At 38.9% G+C, this 20,063-nt stretch carries 14 protein-coding genes and 3 tRNA genes; all 17 read right to left on the bottom strand.

Features of this window, described 5'->3' with window-relative positions:
• Positions 1-244: 244 nt before the first annotated feature.
• A complete protein-coding gene (locus tag DWW43_RS10820) occupies positions 245-877 on the bottom strand; it encodes a helix-turn-helix domain-containing protein (protein WP_008399750.1) in 633 nt (210 codons plus the stop codon).
• Between the two features lie 389 nt (positions 878-1,266).
• On the bottom strand, positions 1,267-2,118 hold the full coding sequence (locus tag DWW43_RS10825; protein WP_049941069.1) for a hypothetical protein: 852 nt from the start codon (positions 2,116-2,118) through the stop codon (positions 1,267-1,269).
• Between the two features lie 11 nt (positions 2,119-2,129).
• Positions 2,130-3,770: a L,D-transpeptidase gene (locus DWW43_RS10830; protein ID WP_119963564.1), complete on the bottom strand. Its 1,641-nt coding sequence runs from the start codon at positions 3,768-3,770 to the stop codon at positions 2,130-2,132.
• Positions 3,771-3,783: 13 nt separating this feature from the next.
• Positions 3,784-5,046 (bottom strand): FtsW/RodA/SpoVE family cell cycle protein, encoded by a 1,263-nt coding sequence (locus tag DWW43_RS10835; RefSeq protein ID WP_008399747.1) that lies wholly within the window; start codon positions 5,044-5,046, stop codon positions 3,784-3,786.
• A gap of 64 nt (positions 5,047-5,110) precedes the next feature.
• Positions 5,111-7,135: a DUF4366 domain-containing protein gene (locus DWW43_RS10840; RefSeq protein ID WP_119963565.1), complete on the bottom strand. Its 2,025-nt coding sequence runs from the start codon at positions 7,133-7,135 to the stop codon at positions 5,111-5,113.
• A gap of 12 nt (positions 7,136-7,147) precedes the next feature.
• On the bottom strand, positions 7,148-8,644 hold the full coding sequence (locus tag DWW43_RS10845; RefSeq protein ID WP_119963566.1) for an FHA domain-containing protein: 1,497 nt from the start codon (positions 8,642-8,644) through the stop codon (positions 7,148-7,150).
• A 139-nt stretch (positions 8,645-8,783) separates the two neighbouring features.
• Positions 8,784-8,854, bottom strand: a tRNA-Cys gene (locus tag DWW43_RS10850).
• Between the two features lie 25 nt (positions 8,855-8,879).
• Positions 8,880-8,951: transfer RNA gene (locus DWW43_RS10855), tRNA-Asn, on the bottom strand.
• A gap of 79 nt (positions 8,952-9,030) precedes the next feature.
• Positions 9,031-9,118: transfer RNA gene (locus DWW43_RS10860), tRNA-Ser, on the bottom strand.
• A 90-nt stretch (positions 9,119-9,208) separates the two neighbouring features.
• On the bottom strand, positions 9,209-10,459 hold the full coding sequence (locus DWW43_RS10865; RefSeq protein WP_119963567.1) for a fibronectin type III domain-containing protein: 1,251 nt from the start codon (positions 10,457-10,459) through the stop codon (positions 9,209-9,211).
• Positions 10,460-10,681: 222 nt separating this feature from the next.
• A complete protein-coding gene (locus DWW43_RS10870; protein WP_119963568.1) occupies positions 10,682-11,935 on the bottom strand; it encodes a fibronectin type III domain-containing protein in 1,254 nt (417 codons plus the stop codon).
• A gap of 317 nt (positions 11,936-12,252) precedes the next feature.
• Positions 12,253-13,473 carry a fibronectin type III domain-containing protein gene (locus tag DWW43_RS10875; protein WP_119963569.1) on the bottom strand — a complete coding sequence of 407 codons (1,221 nt, stop codon included), beginning with the start codon at positions 13,471-13,473 and terminating at the stop codon, positions 12,253-12,255.
• A 254-nt stretch (positions 13,474-13,727) separates the two neighbouring features.
• The gene (locus tag DWW43_RS10880) at positions 13,728-15,389 is read right to left on the bottom strand and encodes a hypothetical protein (protein ID WP_119963570.1); all 1,662 of its coding nucleotides are present in this window, start codon (positions 15,387-15,389) and stop codon (positions 13,728-13,730) included.
• 209 nt (positions 15,390-15,598) lie between these two features.
• Entirely contained in the window at positions 15,599-16,168 is a 570-nt protein-coding gene (locus tag DWW43_RS10885; RefSeq protein WP_119963571.1) for a Fe-S-containing hydro-lyase, read from the bottom strand.
• 94 nt (positions 16,169-16,262) lie between these two features.
• Positions 16,263-17,105 (bottom strand): fumarate hydratase, encoded by an 843-nt coding sequence (locus DWW43_RS10890; RefSeq protein ID WP_119963572.1) that lies wholly within the window; start codon positions 17,103-17,105, stop codon positions 16,263-16,265.
• Positions 17,106-17,122: 17 nt separating this feature from the next.
• Complete coding sequence (locus DWW43_RS10895) at positions 17,123-17,428, bottom strand: hypothetical protein (RefSeq protein ID WP_119963573.1); 306 nt, start codon at positions 17,426-17,428, stop codon at positions 17,123-17,125.
• An 80-nt stretch (positions 17,429-17,508) separates the two neighbouring features.
• On the bottom strand, positions 17,509-20,058 hold the full coding sequence (gene gyrA / locus DWW43_RS10900) for a DNA gyrase subunit A (protein ID WP_119963574.1): 2,550 nt from the start codon (positions 20,056-20,058) through the stop codon (positions 17,509-17,511).
• Positions 20,059-20,063 lie beyond the last annotated feature (5 nt).

The following is a 20,063-nucleotide window of genomic DNA, read 5'->3' on the forward strand; positions in this document are numbered from 1 at the left end:
TTTCTGATTACTCGATGTCTTTTCCTTCGCAATGCTCATCTCGTAATCTTTCTGATTACTCGATGTCCGTGCTTCGCACTATAGAATAAAAACTACATAGACCTCATTGTAAGCAAGCTTACATTCGGTCTATGTACTTTTTATTCTGCATTGCTCGGCTTACGCTCATTATATCATGCTTTTGCAGCCTCTTATATGAAGTTTTTATAAAGAAAACGAATGATAGATGGATCTGCATACATTGTTACTTATTTTTCTTGCCAAAGAAATGTTTTTTCTTTTTTCCGGTAGTTTCTGCTGCCGCAATCTCCCGTCTGGTCTGCTGCATTTCCCGGATCACGGTATCCAGTCTTCGGTACCGCTCCTCAGCCCGCTCGTCCTGTTCTCTCATAATGACATCCATCTGCTTTGCTATCTGCTCGGTTGTCTCCGCTGTCACTGCCTGACTGATTGGCTTAATATTCTCCTTTATGGAATTTCCAACGATCTTTGACATCACGGACTGGAACTGAACCAGCTTGAAATCCACGATCCTTGCCTGATCGTCATCCACATCTTCACCGATCTGTGTTACCGTATTCACTAACTCCGAGGTAAAATCTGCCTCTACCTCTTTGGATGCATCCTCTGCCGGAACACCATTTTCCAAAATATCATACATTTTCTGCACCAGTTCATGTATTGCCTTAAGCTGAATTCCGCGATCCTTCAATTCCTTTATCTTCTTTAAAATGCGGATATCCTGCTCATCATAATATCGATGTCCCATATCATTCCGCTTGATCCGCATATCAAGTTCCTCTTCCCAATACCTTAATACATGAGGCTCCACATCAACCAGCTTTGCCGCTTCCTTTATCAGATATTTATTTCCCATTTATATGTACCCTCCTGCTTTATTTTCGGACAGTCAGACCCAGCCTGTCCATTACACAAAATAATTCTACATTTATCTTCCCATCTCTACAATTCATATCGTAGGCATTATTCCTACAGAATTCTACAAGATTTTCGCCATATTTTTTTCACATAAAAAGCAGCCCATTTAGCTGCCCGTAATGCATAGACTGCCCCTGCAATAACTTACTGCGGTTTCTGTTCGCTTCATATGCCTGATTTTTAAATATTCTTGCGTCAACTCGCTCTTTGAGCTCGAACGGGCGCTCGTATTTACCGGCAATATGCATCTCACAACGAAATCCTCGCACATATTATTGCAGGGGCAGTCTATGCATTACGGGCAGCTAAATGGGCTGCTTTCTATTCTTAATTATTTATTTTTACAATTTTAAAATCTCCATCTGCATTTTTTCGAAAATAGATGTTTTTATAATTTGAACCAATAAGATAAGAATCGCCATCTCTGCCCTGTCGCAGGTTAGCCAGAGAATCTTCATTCACGGCTTCAAGAATATCCTTTGTAAAAATATCTTCTGCCGGAATCGCCATAAGCTCATCTATATTTCCGATCGACTGTCCGCTTCCAAGCTCCTGCGGATAATTCATAATCTCTGATAAGGCCTGCATATCCTTATTCTGAATGATCGTTATAACCTGTCCGGCAAACTCTTCGGCTGCTGCCTCTGTACTTTTCTTTACATCGGCACGCTCCGTATAATGATTCTCAAATATCAGATTTGACAAAATCTCCTCTAACACAGAATCTTCCGCCGTAACATATACATACAGACTGTAATGAATATTTTCATCGCTCCAGAATACCACTCTTCCGGGATCCAGCTTATAATAGGTCGCATTATAACTTCCTACAGAAGTTACAACCATATTTCCGTCACCATTATTCTGAACACCGGCCAGATCAAATTCATTATGAACTGCCGATCCCCGAAATTGACACTGAAGTCCATTATATTTAAAATTCACAACAGCGATCTCTGTGTCTTTTATCTCGTAAGTTACATCTTTGATCATATCATTTTGTGAAACATCAATGACCATTCCCAACGGAATAAACGCCGAAGAATCTTCTACCGATCCATTCGTTATCGCCTCTGTTGTTCCTTCCGTCTGTGTCTCCTCCTTTTTGCAGGACACACAGGCACACATACATATACATATTAAAGATATCGCAAATAGTTTTTTAATAATCGTGTGCACGATCGTCCTCCCTAGTGGCAGCCCTTCTGTTTACATTTATACTGCATATTAGGATCTGTCGGATCCCATGTATGCCATGATGGAAGCTTATATGCAGTTGGCTTTGGAAATGGATCTCTGCCGCTTTCATTAATGATCGTTACCTTTGTTCCGACACTGCAGTGATCATAAATCCACTTTGCATCTCCTGCTGTCAGTCTTACACATCCATGTGAACATGTTGTGCCAAGCTTATTATAAGCATTTACGCTAAGTGCATTGTTATTATTTACATCGTTGTAGTATACCGAATGGAACAGATAGCCTTCGTAGATACCACTGCACCACTGCCCCCAGCATGGTCCCATCAGTTCATGCCATCTGTAACGGCTCTGTGTATGGAATGTACCAAGTGGTGTGCTCACACCGGTAGAACATATAAAAGCACGTACCGGAATAATATATCCATTCTTTCCATCCTTTGCATATACAGTTACAACATTGGTTTTCTTATTAATGATGATCTCATAAGCATCCTGATCTCCGATGACATCATCTACTTCGACTGCACGCTTACCATTAGAACAGAAATAGAACTTATATCCACCGACATACGCCCATTTCTTTCTATACATAACACCATCTTTACCAAAATAGTAATATGCATCACCAATCTTCTTATATCCGGTCTGTGCTGTACCATTGCTGTTCATATAATAAGTCTTGCCGGATATCGTCACCAGACCTGATTGTGTTACCAACGTTCCGTTTGAACGGAATACATACACCTTATTATTGATCTTATGTGATCCGGTATAGGCTTTTCCGCTCTTACCAAAATAGTACTTGCCCTTCGATGTCTTAATCCAGGAACTCTTTATCATGCTTGCTGATTTATTAAAGTAATAGTAGCTACTATTTACCTTCCTTACTTCACCTGCTGCAGCCTTACCTGTCTTTCCAAGGTAATACTTCTTTCCCTTATATTTTACAAATTTGCTTTTCTGCAGGACACCTTTTTTACTGAAATAATATTTCTTTCCACTGATCTTCACAAGTCCTGTTTCAGCCTTGCCATCCTTGCCAAAGTAATACTTTCTTTTCTCAACCGTCTTCCATTTCTTTGTCAGCATCCTTCCCTTGCTGTCAAAGAAATATCTGGAATTTCCTATCTTCTTATATCCTGTATAAGCTGCACAGGTCTTCTTGCTGAAATAATACTTCTTACCTTTTATCTGCTGCCATCCAGTAACAGCTGCACCCGGATGCTTCTTGTCACTTGAAGAATGATAGTACAGCTTACCATTTACCTTCACAAGACCATACACAAGATTACCCTTCTTATCGAAAGAATAATAATATTTCTTGCCATTACTGTCCTTGATCGCTACATGACTTCCCGTCTTTGCAACACCGTTTACATAGTATTTTCTACCATCAGGCTCTTTTACCCAGCCATTCTTTGGAGCTTCCGTTGTCGGTTCTTCTGTTGTTGGCGCTTCTGTCGCCGAACTGTCTGCGCCCGGGATCTGTCCATCTGTCATGATCTCGATATCATAACTCTTCTGATCCTTATTCTGCAAAGTTGCAGCATTCAGATTTACCCCGACCATTCCTACTGTACAGACTGCAAATAATGCAGTCAGAATTAAGCCTTTTCCTATTTTTCTCATAATCTCTCCTCAATTAATTTATTCTGGAATATTTTCTATTACATTGCTGTCTTCGTATGCCAAGCACCAGACCGATCTCGATCATGGTACATAGGATCGCCGAACCACCCGAACTGATAAACGGAAGGGATACACCCGTATTCGGGAAAAAGTTCACAGCAACACATACATTAACTATAATCTGAAAGATAATATGAAGCATAACTCCTATTACAACTACGCTTCCATATAGATTCTTCGATTCTCTTACAACAATAAACATCTGATACAACAGATAGCCGAACATCAGGAACATAATGATCGCTCCAACCAATCCCAACTCCTCACAGATGATCGCAAAGATCATATCATTCTGTGCTTCCGGAATATTACTCAGCTTCTGTGTACCATTTCCAAGCCCCTTTCCAAGTAAGCCGCCGCTTCCGATGGCATATAAGGACTGCAATGGCTGATAACCAAGTGAGCCGGCATAACGCTCCGGGTCGATCCATCCGAAGAAACGCTGGATCTGATACGGATACTTATCCATCTCACTTTCAAGCGGCATCGTTGCCTTCAACCATATGATCAATATAATCACAGCGACAATACCAAACACTCCGACTCCGATATGCAGGGATGGATTCTTACCTACGATAAAGGTCAGAACAAATACCATCAATAATAAGATCAGACAGCTACTCAGGTTTGAAGAAATGGCAAGAATCAGTCCTGCCTGAAATGCAATAAACAGCCACAGCTTAAATATCCTAAGAAACTTATGCATTTCTTTCCAGTATTTGCTGACATAATATGCCATAAAGATAATCATACATACCTTTGTAGCATCGGCAACCTGTAACTGGATTATTCCAAGATTCAACCATCTGGTCGCACCGCCGGATGTTATACCAAGTGGCGTTTTTAAAGCAAAGATCAAAACGATCGATAAACCATACATCAAAGGTCCGACCTTCTTAAATGCCTTATACGGAATCACGCTTACCACTCCGGCAGCCACCATTCCCAAAATAATCATTTTCAACTGTTTCTTAAAATAAAATGCCGAATCATAATTCGTAGCACTGCTTATAGATGATGTATAACTGGACGCGCTGAAGATCATGACCAGACCGAACGCCATAAGGAAAATAACCGCTACAATGATCTTGATCTCTACTCCGGGAGTAAATTCACTTTCCATCTGCTGTACTGTATTCCCCGTATTCTGATTGGACATTGTTCTCTTGCTGACTGACTCCATGTGTCCACTGTTCCTTTCTACATACTTCGGCATAAAAAGCGTCTGCAACTCTTAATTCAGAATACAGCCGCTTTTTATCTGTACTATTTTCCGATCTTTATTCTATAGTAAATACATACTTCTCTATCAATCGGTTTGTATCAATCTCATATATGTATAACGTAGCTGCTCCCTTGATCGCCTGTGAGGAATCAATGCTCATCCACGTTGTATATCTGTCTTTCACTTCACCAAATGTAACTTCATTGCTCTTTGTTCCATCTGAATATACAACGTAACCTTTCAGGTTCATTGTTACATCATTCTCTGTTAAAAACATCGTATGGATATAGATCGTTTTATCAGATGAAGCTGAATCATTCTTACTCTTATAATCTTCCTTGTCATCATTTACAAATGACTCAATAAACCAGCCTGTCAGTGCTGTATAATCATCATCTGCTGAGTCATAACCTGCCTGACGAAGATCACAGATGTAATTCATAGTAGTCTCATCGTTACTGTCAAAATGATCCTTGATGTATTTAGACTTTGCTTTGTTGATCTTTTTAGTCATATCCTTGGTCGTAACCTGACTATACATCTCTACTGCTGCCTTATAATCTTTTCCATCACTCAAAAGCTTTGCCCATTTGATCCGCACAGCGTCTATATCTGCTGTACAGTCCTTATAGGAAGAATCGACCTGACCATATGTCTCGATCGCTTTTGAATAATCCTGCTGTGATACATACTGTTCTGCCAGTAAGCACAGACACTCATTTGCTTTATCTGCATAATCATTATATTCTGACTTTACAAATAAATCTTTTGCATTAATATAATCGCCTGCTGCCATCTTGTCAACCGCATCATTATAATAACATTCCTTAATTTTTTCGGCTGCATCCTGATAGTCACCGGCTGCGGTAAATGCCTGAATGGCCTCATCGTACTTCTTCTCACCTTCCAATGCACAACCATTCATATAAGAACATTCTTTTACCTTATCGGCTGCACCATTTACATCTCCTGCTTTCTCATAATAATCTGCTGCTTCTGTGTAATTTGCCTCACCATACAGCTTTTCGGCCTGACTAAAGTAGCTCTCTTTCTCCTTCTGAGCAGCCCCCTCATAGTTAAGACCTGCTGCCTTTCTGTAATTATCTGCAGCTTCAACAAAGTTTCCGGCTGCAAACAGATTCTCTGCGTATTCAAAATATGCTCCACCATTTACCTTGGTCTTAGAATCTTTGATCGGCTTTGCTTTATTATAAAGGTCAATTGCCTCATCTACTTTACCATTCTTTAAAGCATCCTCAGCTTTATTATAATTCATGAACTTAGGAACAAATATTGCTGCAGCTCCACCGCCTGCAAGAACGATCACGATAAGAATAACGATCAGAGCGATCTTGCCGCCCTTGCCCTTCTTTTCCTTTGAAGCATTCTGCTCTTTCGGTGGCTTAGGTGCTTTCTGTGGCTTTGGCTGCTTTGGAGCCTTTTCCTTCTTCTTGTTCTTTTTCTTATCCTCACCATTCATTGGCACCGGCTGACCATTCGGTCCCGGCATCGGCTGACCATTCGGTCCCATCATTGGGCGTCCCTGCACCGGCTGACCGTTTGGTCCCATCACCGGACGTCCCTGCATTGGCTGACCGTTTGGTCCCATCACCGGACGTCCCTGCATCGGCTGACCGTTTGGTCCCATCATTGGACGTCCCTGCATTGGCTGATTGTTCACTCCCATTGGTCTGTTCTGGAATGATGGAATTCCATTTGGTGCCGGTCCCTTTAACATATCGGAATTCAGAACCGTTGTTCCTTCTTCATCTTCATCAACAGAGGTCTCTTTTTCCAGATCAACTGCTTTTAAAACAGTAGTCCCTTCTTCTTCCATATCATCTGTATCAATGACATCTGCACTTTCTTTATCTGCAGCATCGGATAGATTCTTTTCTATATCTGATGCCTGTTTCATCACATCTGCTGTCTCGGCTTTATCGTCTGCTGTTGTAGAAACATCTTCGATCGTACCGGCATCCGTAATACCTGCCGGATTCATATCCTCTACTTTCTTTCCACAGACAGGACAGATTTTCACCTCTGGCGCAATCTCACACCCACAATTGTCACAAAACATATTCCGCTCCTCCTAATTCATTTTAAATAAAAATTCTTCATTTGAAAGCCGGATACTACTGTTATCCGGAATAACGATCTCCACATTGCTATAGACCATATCACCATTCAAATATGTATGATTCGTGGAATTATTATCTCGAAGATAATAAATACCATTTATATTTGTAATATAAGCATGCCTCCTGCTTACGGATTTATTATCCGTGATCTTAAAATCGACACCCTGATCTGCTTTTCCTATACAAAATGCCTGCTTATTAATATAAATCTGTTCACCGGTTTTTTTCCGAATCAGTACCGGTATTTTTCCGATTTTCTCTGTTACATTCGTAAGAACAACTGTCTCATCTTCCTCCGGATCAATCCTGTTCGTCTGTCTAGTCTCTGACAGTCTTCCAATCTCTTCGTTTCTCCGTCGGGCTTCCTTCTCCTGTTTTTCAGCTTCTTTATAATTTCTTCTTGCTTCATATTCTGCACGCATCCTTGCTTCTTCTGCACGCATTTCTTCTTCCCTGGCAGCTCTTACTTCCTCTGCCAATCGTTCAGATTCCGCTGATGCTTTTCTGAATTCTTCCTCCGCTTTCTTAGCTGCTGTCTCAGCACGCAGCTTCGCCTCTTCATATTCTTTTCTTACAGCATCATCTGACTGCTCCTGCACCTGACAGGCATACAGAACTGCTGTCTGCGATTGATCCCGATATTCTTTTTCTGCTTTCTGCCGATTGATTTCTGCCTGTATTCTTGCAGCTTCTGCCAACATACGCATCTCTTCTGCTGTTTTTGCAACCTTTGCCTGCTGTTTTGCATAAGCTGTCAGTCTCTTGGCTTCGCTCTCTGCCTGCATTCTCGCAATATCTGCATTTCTTGCAGCTTCCTCCGCTATCAGAATCGCTGATTCTGTCTTCGCTGAATTCGCTGCTTTCTCTTTATTTTCTGAAGACACATGCTCACCTATCAGAAGCAATTGACTCTTTAAACGTAATTCCTTTACAAACAAATTAAATTGTATTACATTGAATTCCTTCTGACTATTCAGATAATCAATGATCTGATTGGCACACTCAAGCGCAGATGTGTGTGCATACGTCATCTTGTTTAACAGACAACGGATAAATGCATCCGGTCCTTCCATTGGTTCTACCTTTTCAAACGGAAGATAGATTAATTGTATACTGAAATCACTCAATCTCACATACATATACTTCAGATCGAATACAACTTTTTCTAACTTCAATCCATTATGTACCATGGAAACCAGCTGTCTGCTGATACTATACAGATATTCAACCAGTTCATCCCTGAATACCGGTTTCTGTGCAAGCTGATCCAGTGTCAGATCTCCTGAAATATTGAATTCCAGAACACGATCACCTTTCACGAACACTTCTCTGCATGTATTAGAATTTCCCGCAAAAGGCACATTATATATTTTTATCTCATTTTGATCTACCTGTATGGTTTCATCTAATTTGTAATTAATTCGTTGTTCCTTGTTTCTTTGCGTCATAAACCCTCCTATAAGAGTCACCAAATAAAAAAATGAACAAACTCCCGAAAATATTATATCAAACCACCCTATAAAAGTAAACCAGGAGAACTTTGTGCAAACTAAAAAAGAGACTGGATCATTCCAATCTCTTTAAAAGAGGCGCGAGCCGGATTTGAACCGGCGATGACGGTGTTGCAGACCGGGGCCTTACCACTTGGCTATCGCGCCATTTATTCAATTAGCTTTCGCTAAGCTCCCCGAGTAGGGCTCGAACCTACAACCCCTCGGTTAACAGCCGAGTGCTCTACCATTGAGCTATCGAGGAATACCACTGTCAAAATTCTAATATCTGCTTCCGTTCACGATCTGCTTTCAACTGATGACTTAATAATTCAGATAGAATACGCAGAAGGAGGGATTTGAACCCTCGCGCCGCGCAAACGGCCTACACCCTTAGCAGGGGCGCCTCTTCAGCCACTTGAGTACTTCTGCAAAATGCCTAAATGAAATGTTCCCACCAGGGATATTAAATTTTGACGCTAGTACATGATATCAAAGGATATTGGGTTTGTCAAGAACTTTTTATTTAATATCCATATATAAATACCACACATATGCAGCTTTATATAATGACTTACCAACCTTTACCTCCGGAATAACATAAATCGCAGTAGATCTTCCTACGATACAATTATTATATTCATATTTTCCGGTATTTGGACCAACAACAGCTACTTTTTTCCATAATGGCTTTGCCGCTTTAATGTCATTACAAGCATAAATATAATAACGCTTTGCATTTGTAACCTTATTCCACCTTACGGTAACCGTTGTCTCGTCTGTTCTCTGGATACTGATCTTTGCCTGAGGAATCACTACCTTGTAGTCTGACCATCTTCCGTAGCATTTTTTATTGTTGATCTTAACATAGCTTCTTACACGAACCTTAAATCCCTTTCCCTTCACCGCAGGGATATCAAATCTTACTTTTGTCTTCTTAGTATTAAATGTTTTCAGTTTTTTATTCTTTAAAGAATAAATCTGAACCTGATATCCTGACGGTTCATATTTGTCACGGGCAGATTTATTCCATCCGATCATAACTTTATTGCTGACAGTCGGATACCATGTGTAATTATTTCTCTTAAAAGATGCTACTTTGCATGGTTTCCCCGGCGCAGCATAGAGGTCGTACGCTTCCGCATGACCACCCTTTGCGAGGAATCCGGATGTTGATTGTCGAACCGGTGTGATACGAACTGTATTCACAGAACCTACCTTTACTTTTACCTTTGCACTGGTCTTCTTTACCGTTGCTATCTTTTTATCGTTAACATATAAGATATATCTGTTTGCACCTCGAACACTTCCCCATTTAAAAGAGATTGCATTCGGGGATGTCTTTGTCTCTTTTATAGATGATGTGAATATCTTAGATGCACTTGGAGCTGTTACGACTTCCACTTTATCAGACATCGTTCCCGATGTGATATTTCCCTCATTGTCCTTATATACTGCCTCTATTGATACATAATATGTACTTCCTGCTGTAAGATTACTGATTTTTTTCTTTGTATCATTATAGACATCGCATTCGCTTCCCTTTGTTGTTCTTACAAAAGTAACACCATCTGTCGATATGTATACATTATAACCATACGCACCTTCTGCCTTTTTCCAGCTTACCATAACTGTATTCTCGCCGGCAGCCGTCTGCTTGATCTCTGTTACATCATTTTCTGCATGTGCAACCATAGTCAGATTACAAAAAAAACAGACCGCAATAACAGTCATTATAATCATCCTTATAATTGATATTTTCTTTGTTTTCATTTAAATCATTTCCTTTTTGTTAAAATTATATTACAAAAATATCAAATTTTATATTTATAGTCAATATCTTTTTTTATAAAAAAAACTTCTACAGGTTCAAATGCATTCTTTACAAATATACATTTTACCCCATAGAAGTCCTTTACTGCACAAGAAATGTTATCTGTACAAATTACATATTCCCATGACTTTTATAGTTCTTAATTCAATGATTAACGCATATTAATTCAAATATCCATATATAGTCCACGTTGGAGCCGGCTTATATGTCTTTCCTTTTACTTTTACAGTTGGAATAACATAAAATCCAACATATCTCTGTCTTGTAAGATTGCTTACTTCACAGGAAGTTGTACCTGCCCCTACCTCTTTTACCTTATAGAACGCCTGCTTCTCTGCCTTCATATCCTTACAGGCATATACAGTATAACCTGTTGCATTCTTGATAGAGTTCCAGTTAAGTTTTACTGTGTGGTATCCGGTTCTTGTCATCTTGAAACCGGGCTGTGGAATGATTACCTTCCAATCTGACTTTGTTCCACAGAATTTCTTTTTATTCAACTTGACATAACCGGTAACTCTGCATTTGAAGCCTTTGTTTCTGATAGATTTCATACCGGTGAATTTTTTATATAATGTATGACCATTCTTGATATCATACACCTTTATCTTCTTGCCCTCTAAAGAATAAATCTCCAAACGATATCCTGATGAATAATACTTATCTTTCTTGCTTCTGTTCCATCCAATCGTTATCTGATTACTTTCTGTTGGTTTCCAGATGTAATTTCCTAACTTATAATCCCCCAGTTTTGTTGGTTTTCCGGGTGTTGTAAAGACATATAGCCCTTTTCCCTGTGATATCGCATTCTTTTTATTAAATTCCTTTACTGCATACACATAATATATATTTGCAGAGCCTGTCTTTAATTTTTTAATAGTAACAGAAGTCTTTGTTGTCTTTGCAATGATCTTTGTTCTCGAACTGTTTACGATATAATACTTATTCGCACCACTTACCTTTTTCCATGATAACGTTGCAGTCTTCGCTGTTGCCTTTGTCTGTTTCAGACCTGTAACAGCATTCGGAGATGTAAATACCTGCAATGTACCTGCCTGATTCTCATCTGCTGCATATGTACCATTTACAATAAATACGGGAACAACTTTTACTGTATAAACAGTTGCTGCTTTCAAACCTGATATTGTTACACTATTTGATCTGCTGTCTAGCTGTGAGACCTCTGTCCGACCATATGGTCGCTGCCATACACCATCACTGCCTGCATAGTATACTAAATATCCGGATGCATTCGTTACCTCGTTATAAGAGATTGCTACTTCTGATGCAGATACTCCTGTCTGCTTAAGTCCTGTCACTCCGCCATCTGCAAATGCCGTAATACTCATTGCAAATAACATGATTGACATGATTGCAACCAATAGAAATGATCTTTTTACTACCCTTTGTCCCATAAAATACTCTCCTCTATTTTTTTTGATGCACAAAATACCTATATAAAATGTACCCTGTAATTTCAGAGTACTCGTTTTTATTTATTTTGTCAATTTGGTGTTTTATTTTTGTTAATTATGCACAAAACCATGTCTCGCCTGAAAAATAAATACACCGGAGAAACCATATCGCAAAAAACTATGATTCCTCCGGCGTTTTAAATTTTACCAGATACTTTTATGATTGTTAAAGTAATATTTTTAATAATACTTGCTCATATATGTATATGTTTACCAAGTTGCATCTGCCTTATATGACTTCTTACCAATTTTGTTTATTAAAGACGTACATAACTATATATGTTACTTACAACCTTCTTCTTTCCATTCTTACCAACATATCTTAACTGTACATAATACTTCTGACCCTTCTTCAGTTTCTTCTTATTATACTTTGTAATTGTATAGCTTGATTTCTTGGAACTTACAGTTGCAACCTTTTTGTAACCTTTCTTTTCTTTAGTTGAAATGTAAATTCGATATTCTGATACCCCACTTACCTTTTTCCACTTCAACGTAATTTTCTTACCATTTTTACTTCTTCTTGCTGTAACGTCCTTACTGCAAGCATTATAATCATAATTTGACCATGGACCATATGTTTTCTTTCCATTAATTTCAACATATGCTCTTACTCTTGCCTTTGTAAATGCACCTACAGGATATGTTGTTAAACGAGCACTTGTAGAGGTTGTTGTAGCTTTATAATATTTTTTCTTTCCATTTAAGCTAGTAATTTCATACTGATATCCATCTGCATTCTCGCAAGATGTCCAACCATAATAACATACCTTAATATTATCGTATAAGTCTGTTATTGCTACTCTGGTTACTTTCTTTGGAACTGTCTTCATATAGGAAGATTCTGATTCATCGCCTACAGCCTCATATCCATTTACATTTTTTACAGCTGCCACATAATACCTGATCTCACTGGAAGGATCTAATCCACTAATTGTAGCAGAATTTGTATTTGAAGTTGCGATTGTCTTATACCCATAGTTTTCCCATATGAGTATCCGATAATATGATGCACCTGCTACTGGATCCCATTCCATAGATATAGAATTCTTTGTTGCTCCTGTCTGTCTCAGGTTCTGTACCTCTGAAGGATTTGTACTGACTAACTGCTTCTGTGATACAGCTACAAGATTGCCATCTTTTCTACTATCTGTTGAATGAAAATCTTTATTATATACTGATATTCTTACATAATAAGATGAGCCTTCTGTCAAGCCATAAATTGTTTCATTAGAATTATATGCATAATCCTGCATTGCCCAGTTTACACCATCATAACTCATTTCCACATGATAATGAATATTCTGACCAAGGTATGTTTGCCATGTAATATCTACCCTGCTACTGCTTGAACCTGTCTGCTGAATATTCATATTTGTCTCAGTTGCTGCCATAGATGTAATGCTCATCGCAAACAGCATAATACTTGTAATTGCCAGTAAAATTAGTGATTTACTGAATACTCTCTTCTTTTCCATAGAACTCTCCTTTTTTCTTGTTTAAAACCTTTTGCATCAACTGATTCATGCCAAGAATCAGCCTATAATAATAATTTACAATATATTTGACCTCGTGTCAATTTGGTCTGATTAGTCAATACTGCTAATTTTATTTATGCAAATTGTATATATTTACATAAACTTTAAATACACCTTGCACATACTTTATATAATTGTACGCATTCATTGCAATTCTGTTTTTTCAGTATTTTTTTACTAAACAGATCAACAAATCATTTTTCGTACGAGATCAACTGATTGATTGCATCCTCTCCTTCCTGATAGAATACCTTGATTGAATCTCCCTGCTGAATGAGGATCAGACTTTCATTTTCAGCAAAATCCTGCTTGTAGACATTTCTGTTTTCATCTGTGATATACACATAGGTACTATCCTCTAACTGAATGAACTGAATGTCTTTGACCGTGATCTGCTTGTTTGGAAGATCATCGGACAGATCTTTGCCTGTCTTTAGTCCATTCTGTGCCAGCAGTTTATTATAAGATGCCAGTGTTTCTCTCTGTGTATTTCCGGTTGCTACGATGTTGTATTTCTCGACATCAACCAGTGCATACATTTTGACAAGGCCACCGTTATCTTTTAATACCATAATATAAGTAGGAATACCGCCAATATTTATCAATGAAGGGAAGGATGCTTTATATCCAAGGTGCTGTACCTGTCCTTCTGCGGATGCCATTGCCGAGTGTTCTTCTGCACCTGCAATCGAATAATATTTACTTTCTCCGGTACGAAGATTGATCATAACAAAACCGATATTAGATTCATCTCCATTTACGGAAGTTACACCGGTATATACCCACACATCTCCGTTCATTACCTTATAACCATAGTCATCTGTTGTCGTTTTACATCCCTTGTTTCCAAATACGCTGTTCCAGTAACCACCGGATAATTTTCCGTACCAGTCATATTTTTTACATGCCAGATCTCCGTCATAGACACGATCTACCCAGTTTGGTACGTCACCAACTTCATGATATTCGGTATCACCGGTACATGGATCACAGATCACGATGCCCTTTACATCCTTTGCACCGAACAAGCCTGCATTTGCTGTCAGTACCGGACAGATATAATATGGATTTCCGTTATCATCCAATTCCAGATAAAAGCCTTCAAACATAGCCGTCGGATATGCCATCTGCACATGACGATAAAGATTCTGATTGAAATATGCAGAAGGTGAATAGATCATTGGTTTTTCAAGCTTTACATATTTTGCTTCATTCTTTACCGGATCGACGAGTACATATCCCGGTATACCGCTCTTTTTATTATTCATATATTTGATGAATCCGGCATATTCCAGAGCTGCTACCTTCATCGGACTTCCATTATAATCGATCGTACTGTAGTCACTGCTTACTTCGTACTGGCTGACCACATCAGATAAAGAACCGATCGCACGCTCACCGATGATCACTGCTGTATCTGTGTCCATCAGCGCGATATCATTGATCTCTTTGCTTTCTACGATATCAGTCTCAAAATCGCCATCTTCGATCTGTATCAGACCGGCATATTTGGAAGCTGAAAATAATTTAGATGAACCGATCCATCCAACGATAGCTGCCAGGATCATGATTCCGATCACAATACCAACTATCTTCGTCAGTTTTGGTGATACAGGCATATCATCTATCTGTTCTGCCTTTAAATTCAGTGTACAAATAAAAAGTGCAACAACTGTTACGATCATCCATATCCAGAATTCAACACTGTGAAAATTGATTGTCGGCGTTAATACATAATATAATACTGCTTCTATTATGATGATTGCTGCCAACATGATAAAATTCCATTTACCAAATTTTCTGCCGGATTGGTCTGCATCATAATAACTTTCTTTTTTCTTTTTGTTCTTACCCATATCCATCACTCTCCTCTTTAATCGAAAAAATGCGCCAGGAACATCCCAGCGCATCTCTCTTAAACATTTACTATTTAAATGGCTTTGAACATCACAATGCTATTGTAACCTGATGCACATAATTATGTATAGCTGTGAATATCCCTATTATAATTCTTTAATATATCAATTTTGATATAATAGAACGAAAACAGCTTTATTCTATATTATTATTCATGCTGTTTCAGATAATCTGCAACCGCTGTTTCGTACAGATTATTTCCTTTGCTGTCAATTACAACAATAACAGGAAGATTTTCAACTGTCATCTTACGGATGGCTTCTGTTCCCAGATCATCATATGCAACGACTTCTGATTTCTTGATACATTTGGAAAGGAGTGCACCTGCACCGCCTACCGCAGCAAAATATACTGCCTTGTTTTCTACGATGGCATCAATAACTGCCTGACTTCTCTTTCCTTTTCCGATCATTCCATTCAAACCTTTTGAAAGAATGAGTGGTGTGTATTTGTCCATACGACTGCTGGTTGTTGGTCCTGCCGATCCGATGACCTGTCCTTCTCTTGCAGGTGTTGGTCCCAGGTAATAGATTACATTTCCTTCCAACTGAATTGGAAGCTTTGATTCATCATTTTCATTCTCGATCAATGTATCATACATTCTCTTATGTGCTGCATCTCTGGCACTGTAGATCACACCTGATATATATACATAATCTCCTGCATGAAGTTCTTCTACCTGTTTCTTATCAAATGGTGCTGTAATATGCTTATCCATTTTTCACATCTCTCTCTTTTTATTCTTCTATAAAATTACTTCTGTAACTCATATTCTGCCATATGTTGATATTAATAACAGCTTTCGAAATTCATTACAGAATTCTTGTTACATGTCTGTTTACATGGCAACACATATTGACTGCAAGCGGCATACCTGCGATATGTGTTGCATAAGTTTCGATATTGACTGCAAGTGCTGTCGTCTTACCGCCCAGACCGCCTGGTCCGATACCTGTATGATTAACGGCATCCAGAATCTCACTCTCAATTCTTGCAATATGCTCATATGGTGAATGTTCTCCGGCTTTTCTGGTAAGAGCTTTCTTTGCAAGCTTGGCAGCCATTTCAAAATCTCCACCCAGACCGACACCTACAAACATTGGCGGACATGCATTTGGACCTGCATCCTTTACTGCCTGAAGAACAGCTGCCTTTACTCCTTCTTCTCCATCGGCGGGCTTTAACATGAACACACGGCTCATATTCTCACTTCCGAATCCCTTTGGTGCAATCGTGATCTCGATATTCTCACCCGGAACAATATCATAATGAATAATAGCCGGTGTATTATCCTTTGTATTCTCACGGATTAACGGATCTTTTACGACAGACTTACGGAGATATCCTTCTGTATATCCCTGTCTTACCCCCTCATTGATTGCATCGGTCAGATTCATTCCTTCTACATGAACATCCTGACCAATATTTACAAAAAATACTGCCATTCCGGTATCCTGACAGATCGGTATCTGTTCTTTTGCTGCGATATCAAGATTCTCGCATAACTGGGTCAGAATCTGTCTGCCAAGTACACTGTCTTCTTCTGTTGTGGCATTTCTGACTGCCTTTTCCATATCCTCTGACAATTTTAGATTTGCCTCTATACACATCTTTTTTACAGTCTGAATAATCTCATCTGTATTAATCGTACGCATCTCTTTTATCCTCTTTTTTAATTATCTAAGAAATCATCATCATTTCTTTTATAATGTGGATCTCTCTTTTGTTTCATATATTTGTATATATGTGCAAGCAGCGTCAGAAACGCCACTGCAATGACCAGAACGATCAATATATACAGAATATCCATAATATAACTGGAAATACCTACTGTATTATTGGAAGATTCCAGAAACTTACTTAATCTGTCATTCTTTGTAATGATATTCTGTGCTTCTGTCGTTGCTTCCGTTGTTGCAGCTTTAAATACAATGCTGTTTACAGCATTACATAACCCCAAATACATTTTAGCCGGCATATCCCACCTCCAATTTAATTAAATAACTTTTACCTTCTTTACAAATACCGACTGATTTTATTCAGCCGGTATTTTTTATATTATTCTTCTGTTGAATCTTCTTTCGATGACTGTTCTTCTGCTACTTCTGTATCTTCCGTTTCTTCCGGACCTTCTCCCTCCGGACTCTCATCGTCGAATTCTTCTTTTTGTACTTCTGTCATGGATGCTACCTTGACATTATTATCATAGTTCAGGTTGATAACCTTTACACCGGAAGTTACTCGTCCAAGTGTGGATATTCCATCACAGCTTGTACGAATAATAATTCCTTCTGTGGTAATGATCATAACATCATTTTCATCAGTAACAATCTTCGCTCCTACAAGATCACCTGTTTTTTCTGTGATCTTATAACACTTAACACCTTTACCTCCACGGTTCTGTGCGTTAAATTCTGAAATCAGTGTCCGCTTACCCATACCATTTTCAGTAACAAGCAGGATTTTTTCTCCCTGTGAACTCATCTGCATGGAAATTACGATATCATCTTTTCCAAGATGAATACCCTTTACACCCATGGAAGTTCTTCCTGTCTGTCTGACATCCTTTTCATTGAAACGAATTGTCATACCCTTCTTTGTGATCAGGAATATATCATCCTCTCCATTTGTTGCTTTCACTTCGATCAGTTCATCATTATCACGCAGAACAATAGCTGTAAGTCCTGTCTTTCTGACATTCTGATATTCTGATATATCTGTTTTCTTAACCATACCGTTTCTGGTTGCCATGAACAGATATTTACCATCCTCGTAGCTCTTTAACGGAATAACTGCTGTGATCTTCTCACCTGCCTGAAGCTGAAGAAGGTTTACGATTGCAACACCTCTGGCTGTTCTTCCTGCTTCCGGTATCTCATATCCCTTCAGACGATATACACGACCGGTATTTGTAAAGAACATCAGATAATTATGTGTCGTTGTTACGATCATACTCTCTATATAATCTTCATCAATCGTCTGCATACCTCGAATACCTTTTCCACCTCTGTTCTGTGCTTTAAAGATATCTTCCGGCATACGCTTGATATAACCAAGCTTTGTCATGGTTATAACGATATTTTCTCTCTCTATCAGTTCCTCGTCTGTTACTTCATCGACATCTCTGCCGAGAGCTGTTCTTCTCTCATCACCATATTTCTGAGAAATAACAAGAAGTTCATCTTTGATAACTCCGAGTAATTTTTTCTCATCTGCAAGAATTGCTTTCAGATAACTGATCTTATCCATCAGTTCTTTATATTCTGCTTCTAACTTCTCGCGTTCCAGACCTGTCAGAGCACGAAGTCTCATATCTACGATTGCCTGTGCCTGAATCTCTGTCAGTCCGAATCTTTCGATCAATGAATTCTTCGCATCCTGTACACTCTTAGAACTACGGATAATGTTGATAACTTCATCGATATTATCGAGTGCGATCAACAATCCCTTTAAAATATGTGCCCGTTCCTCTGCCTTATTCAGGTCATACTTTGTACGTCTGGTTACTACATCCTCCTGATGCTTCAGATAATATCCAAGCATCTGGCTAATATTTAAGATCTTTGGAACACCATCTACAAGTGCCAGCATATTAACACCAAATGTATCCTGAAGCTGTGTATGCTTATATAACTGATTCAAAAGTACATTTGCATTTGTATCTTTCTTTAATTCGATGACAACACGGATACCTTCTCTGGAGGATTCATCTCTTACATCCGTGATTCCTTCTACACGCTTGGTCTTTACCAGCTCTACGATTTTCTGGATCAGTAAAGCTTTATTTACCATGTATGGAAGCTCCGTTACTACAATCTTATGCTTGCCATTTGGCATTGCTTCGATATCTGTAACGGCACGAACCTTGATCTTACCACGGCCGGTTCTGTATGCTTCTTCGATTCCACGACGTCCGAGGATCTCTGCTCCCATAGGAAAATCAGGTCCTTTTATGATCTGCATGATCTCGTCAATGGAGGTTTCTCTGTCTTCTTCTATACGATTATCAATAATTTTTACGGTTGCACCGATTACTTCCTTCAAATTATGTGGTGGAATATTGGTAGCCATACCAACTGCGATACCCGTTGTTCCATTTACTAATAGATTTGGAAAACGTGATGGAAGTACCGTAGGCTCTTTTTCCGTTTCATCAAAGTTTGGTACAAAATCTACTGTATCCTTATTGATATCAGCTAACATTTCCATACTTATCTTTGATAATCTTGCCTCTGTGTATCGCATCGCAGCAGCGCCATCACCATCTTCTGAACCGAAGTTACCATGACCATCTACCAATGGATATCTTGTATTCCAGTCCTGAGCCAGTTTTACGAGAGCATCATAGATGGAACTATCTCCATGTGGATGATATTTACCCATGGTATCACCGACGATACGGGCACATTTACGATGTGGCTTATCCGGACCGTTGTTCAATTCTATCATTGAGTGAAGAATTCTTCTCTGAACAGGCTTCAAGCCATCTCTTACATCAGGAAGTGCTCGTGCTGCAATAACACTCATGGCATAATCTATATAAGACCGCTCCATGGTTTTTTTGAGTCCGACTTCACTTATTTTGTCAAAAATCTTATCATCATCCATGTTCT

It is taken from the genome of Clostridium sp. AF15-41 (assembly GCF_003604095.1).
In the GTDB taxonomy this organism is placed as follows: Bacteria; Bacillota; Clostridia; order Lachnospirales; family Lachnospiraceae; genus Coprococcus.

What these genes read in the sequence shown, in the direction of transcription:
- DWW43_RS10875 (WP_119963569.1), bottom strand. Translation starts at nt 13,473, where the DNA reads ATGGAAAAGAAGAGAGTATTCAGTAAATCACTAATTTTACTGGCAATT.
- DWW43_RS10835 (WP_008399747.1), bottom strand. Translation starts at nt 5,046, where the DNA reads ATGCCGAAGTATGTAGAAAGGAACAGTGGACACATGGAGTCAGTCAGC.
- DWW43_RS10830 (WP_119963564.1), bottom strand. Translation starts at nt 3,770, where the DNA reads ATGAGAAAAATAGGAAAAGGCTTAATTCTGACTGCATTATTTGCAGTC.
- gyrA (WP_119963574.1), bottom strand. Translation starts at nt 20,058, where the DNA reads ATGGATGATGATAAGATTTTTGACAAAATAAGTGAAGTCGGACTCAAA.
- DWW43_RS10895 (WP_119963573.1), bottom strand. Translation starts at nt 17,428, where the DNA reads ATGCCGGCTAAAATGTATTTGGGGTTATGTAATGCTGTAAACAGCATT.
- DWW43_RS10820 (WP_008399750.1), bottom strand. Translation starts at nt 877, where the DNA reads ATGGGAAATAAATATCTGATAAAGGAAGCGGCAAAGCTGGTTGATGTG.
- DWW43_RS10865 (WP_119963567.1), bottom strand. Translation starts at nt 10,459, where the DNA reads ATGAAAACAAAGAAAATATCAATTATAAGGATGATTATAATGACTGTT.
- DWW43_RS10880 (WP_119963570.1), bottom strand. Translation starts at nt 15,389, where the DNA reads ATGGGTAAGAACAAAAAGAAAAAAGAAAGTTATTATGATGCAGACCAA.
- DWW43_RS10890 (WP_119963572.1), bottom strand. Translation starts at nt 17,105, where the DNA reads ATGCGTACGATTAATACAGATGAGATTATTCAGACTGTAAAAAAGATG.
- DWW43_RS10870 (WP_119963568.1), bottom strand. Translation starts at nt 11,935, where the DNA reads ATGGGACAAAGGGTAGTAAAAAGATCATTTCTATTGGTTGCAATCATG.
- DWW43_RS10885 (WP_119963571.1), bottom strand. Translation starts at nt 16,168, where the DNA reads ATGGATAAGCATATTACAGCACCATTTGATAAGAAACAGGTAGAAGAA.
- DWW43_RS10845 (WP_119963566.1), bottom strand. Translation starts at nt 8,644, where the DNA reads ATGACGCAAAGAAACAAGGAACAACGAATTAATTACAAATTAGATGAA.
- DWW43_RS10840 (WP_119963565.1), bottom strand. Translation starts at nt 7,135, where the DNA reads ATGTTTTGTGACAATTGTGGGTGTGAGATTGCGCCAGAGGTGAAAATC.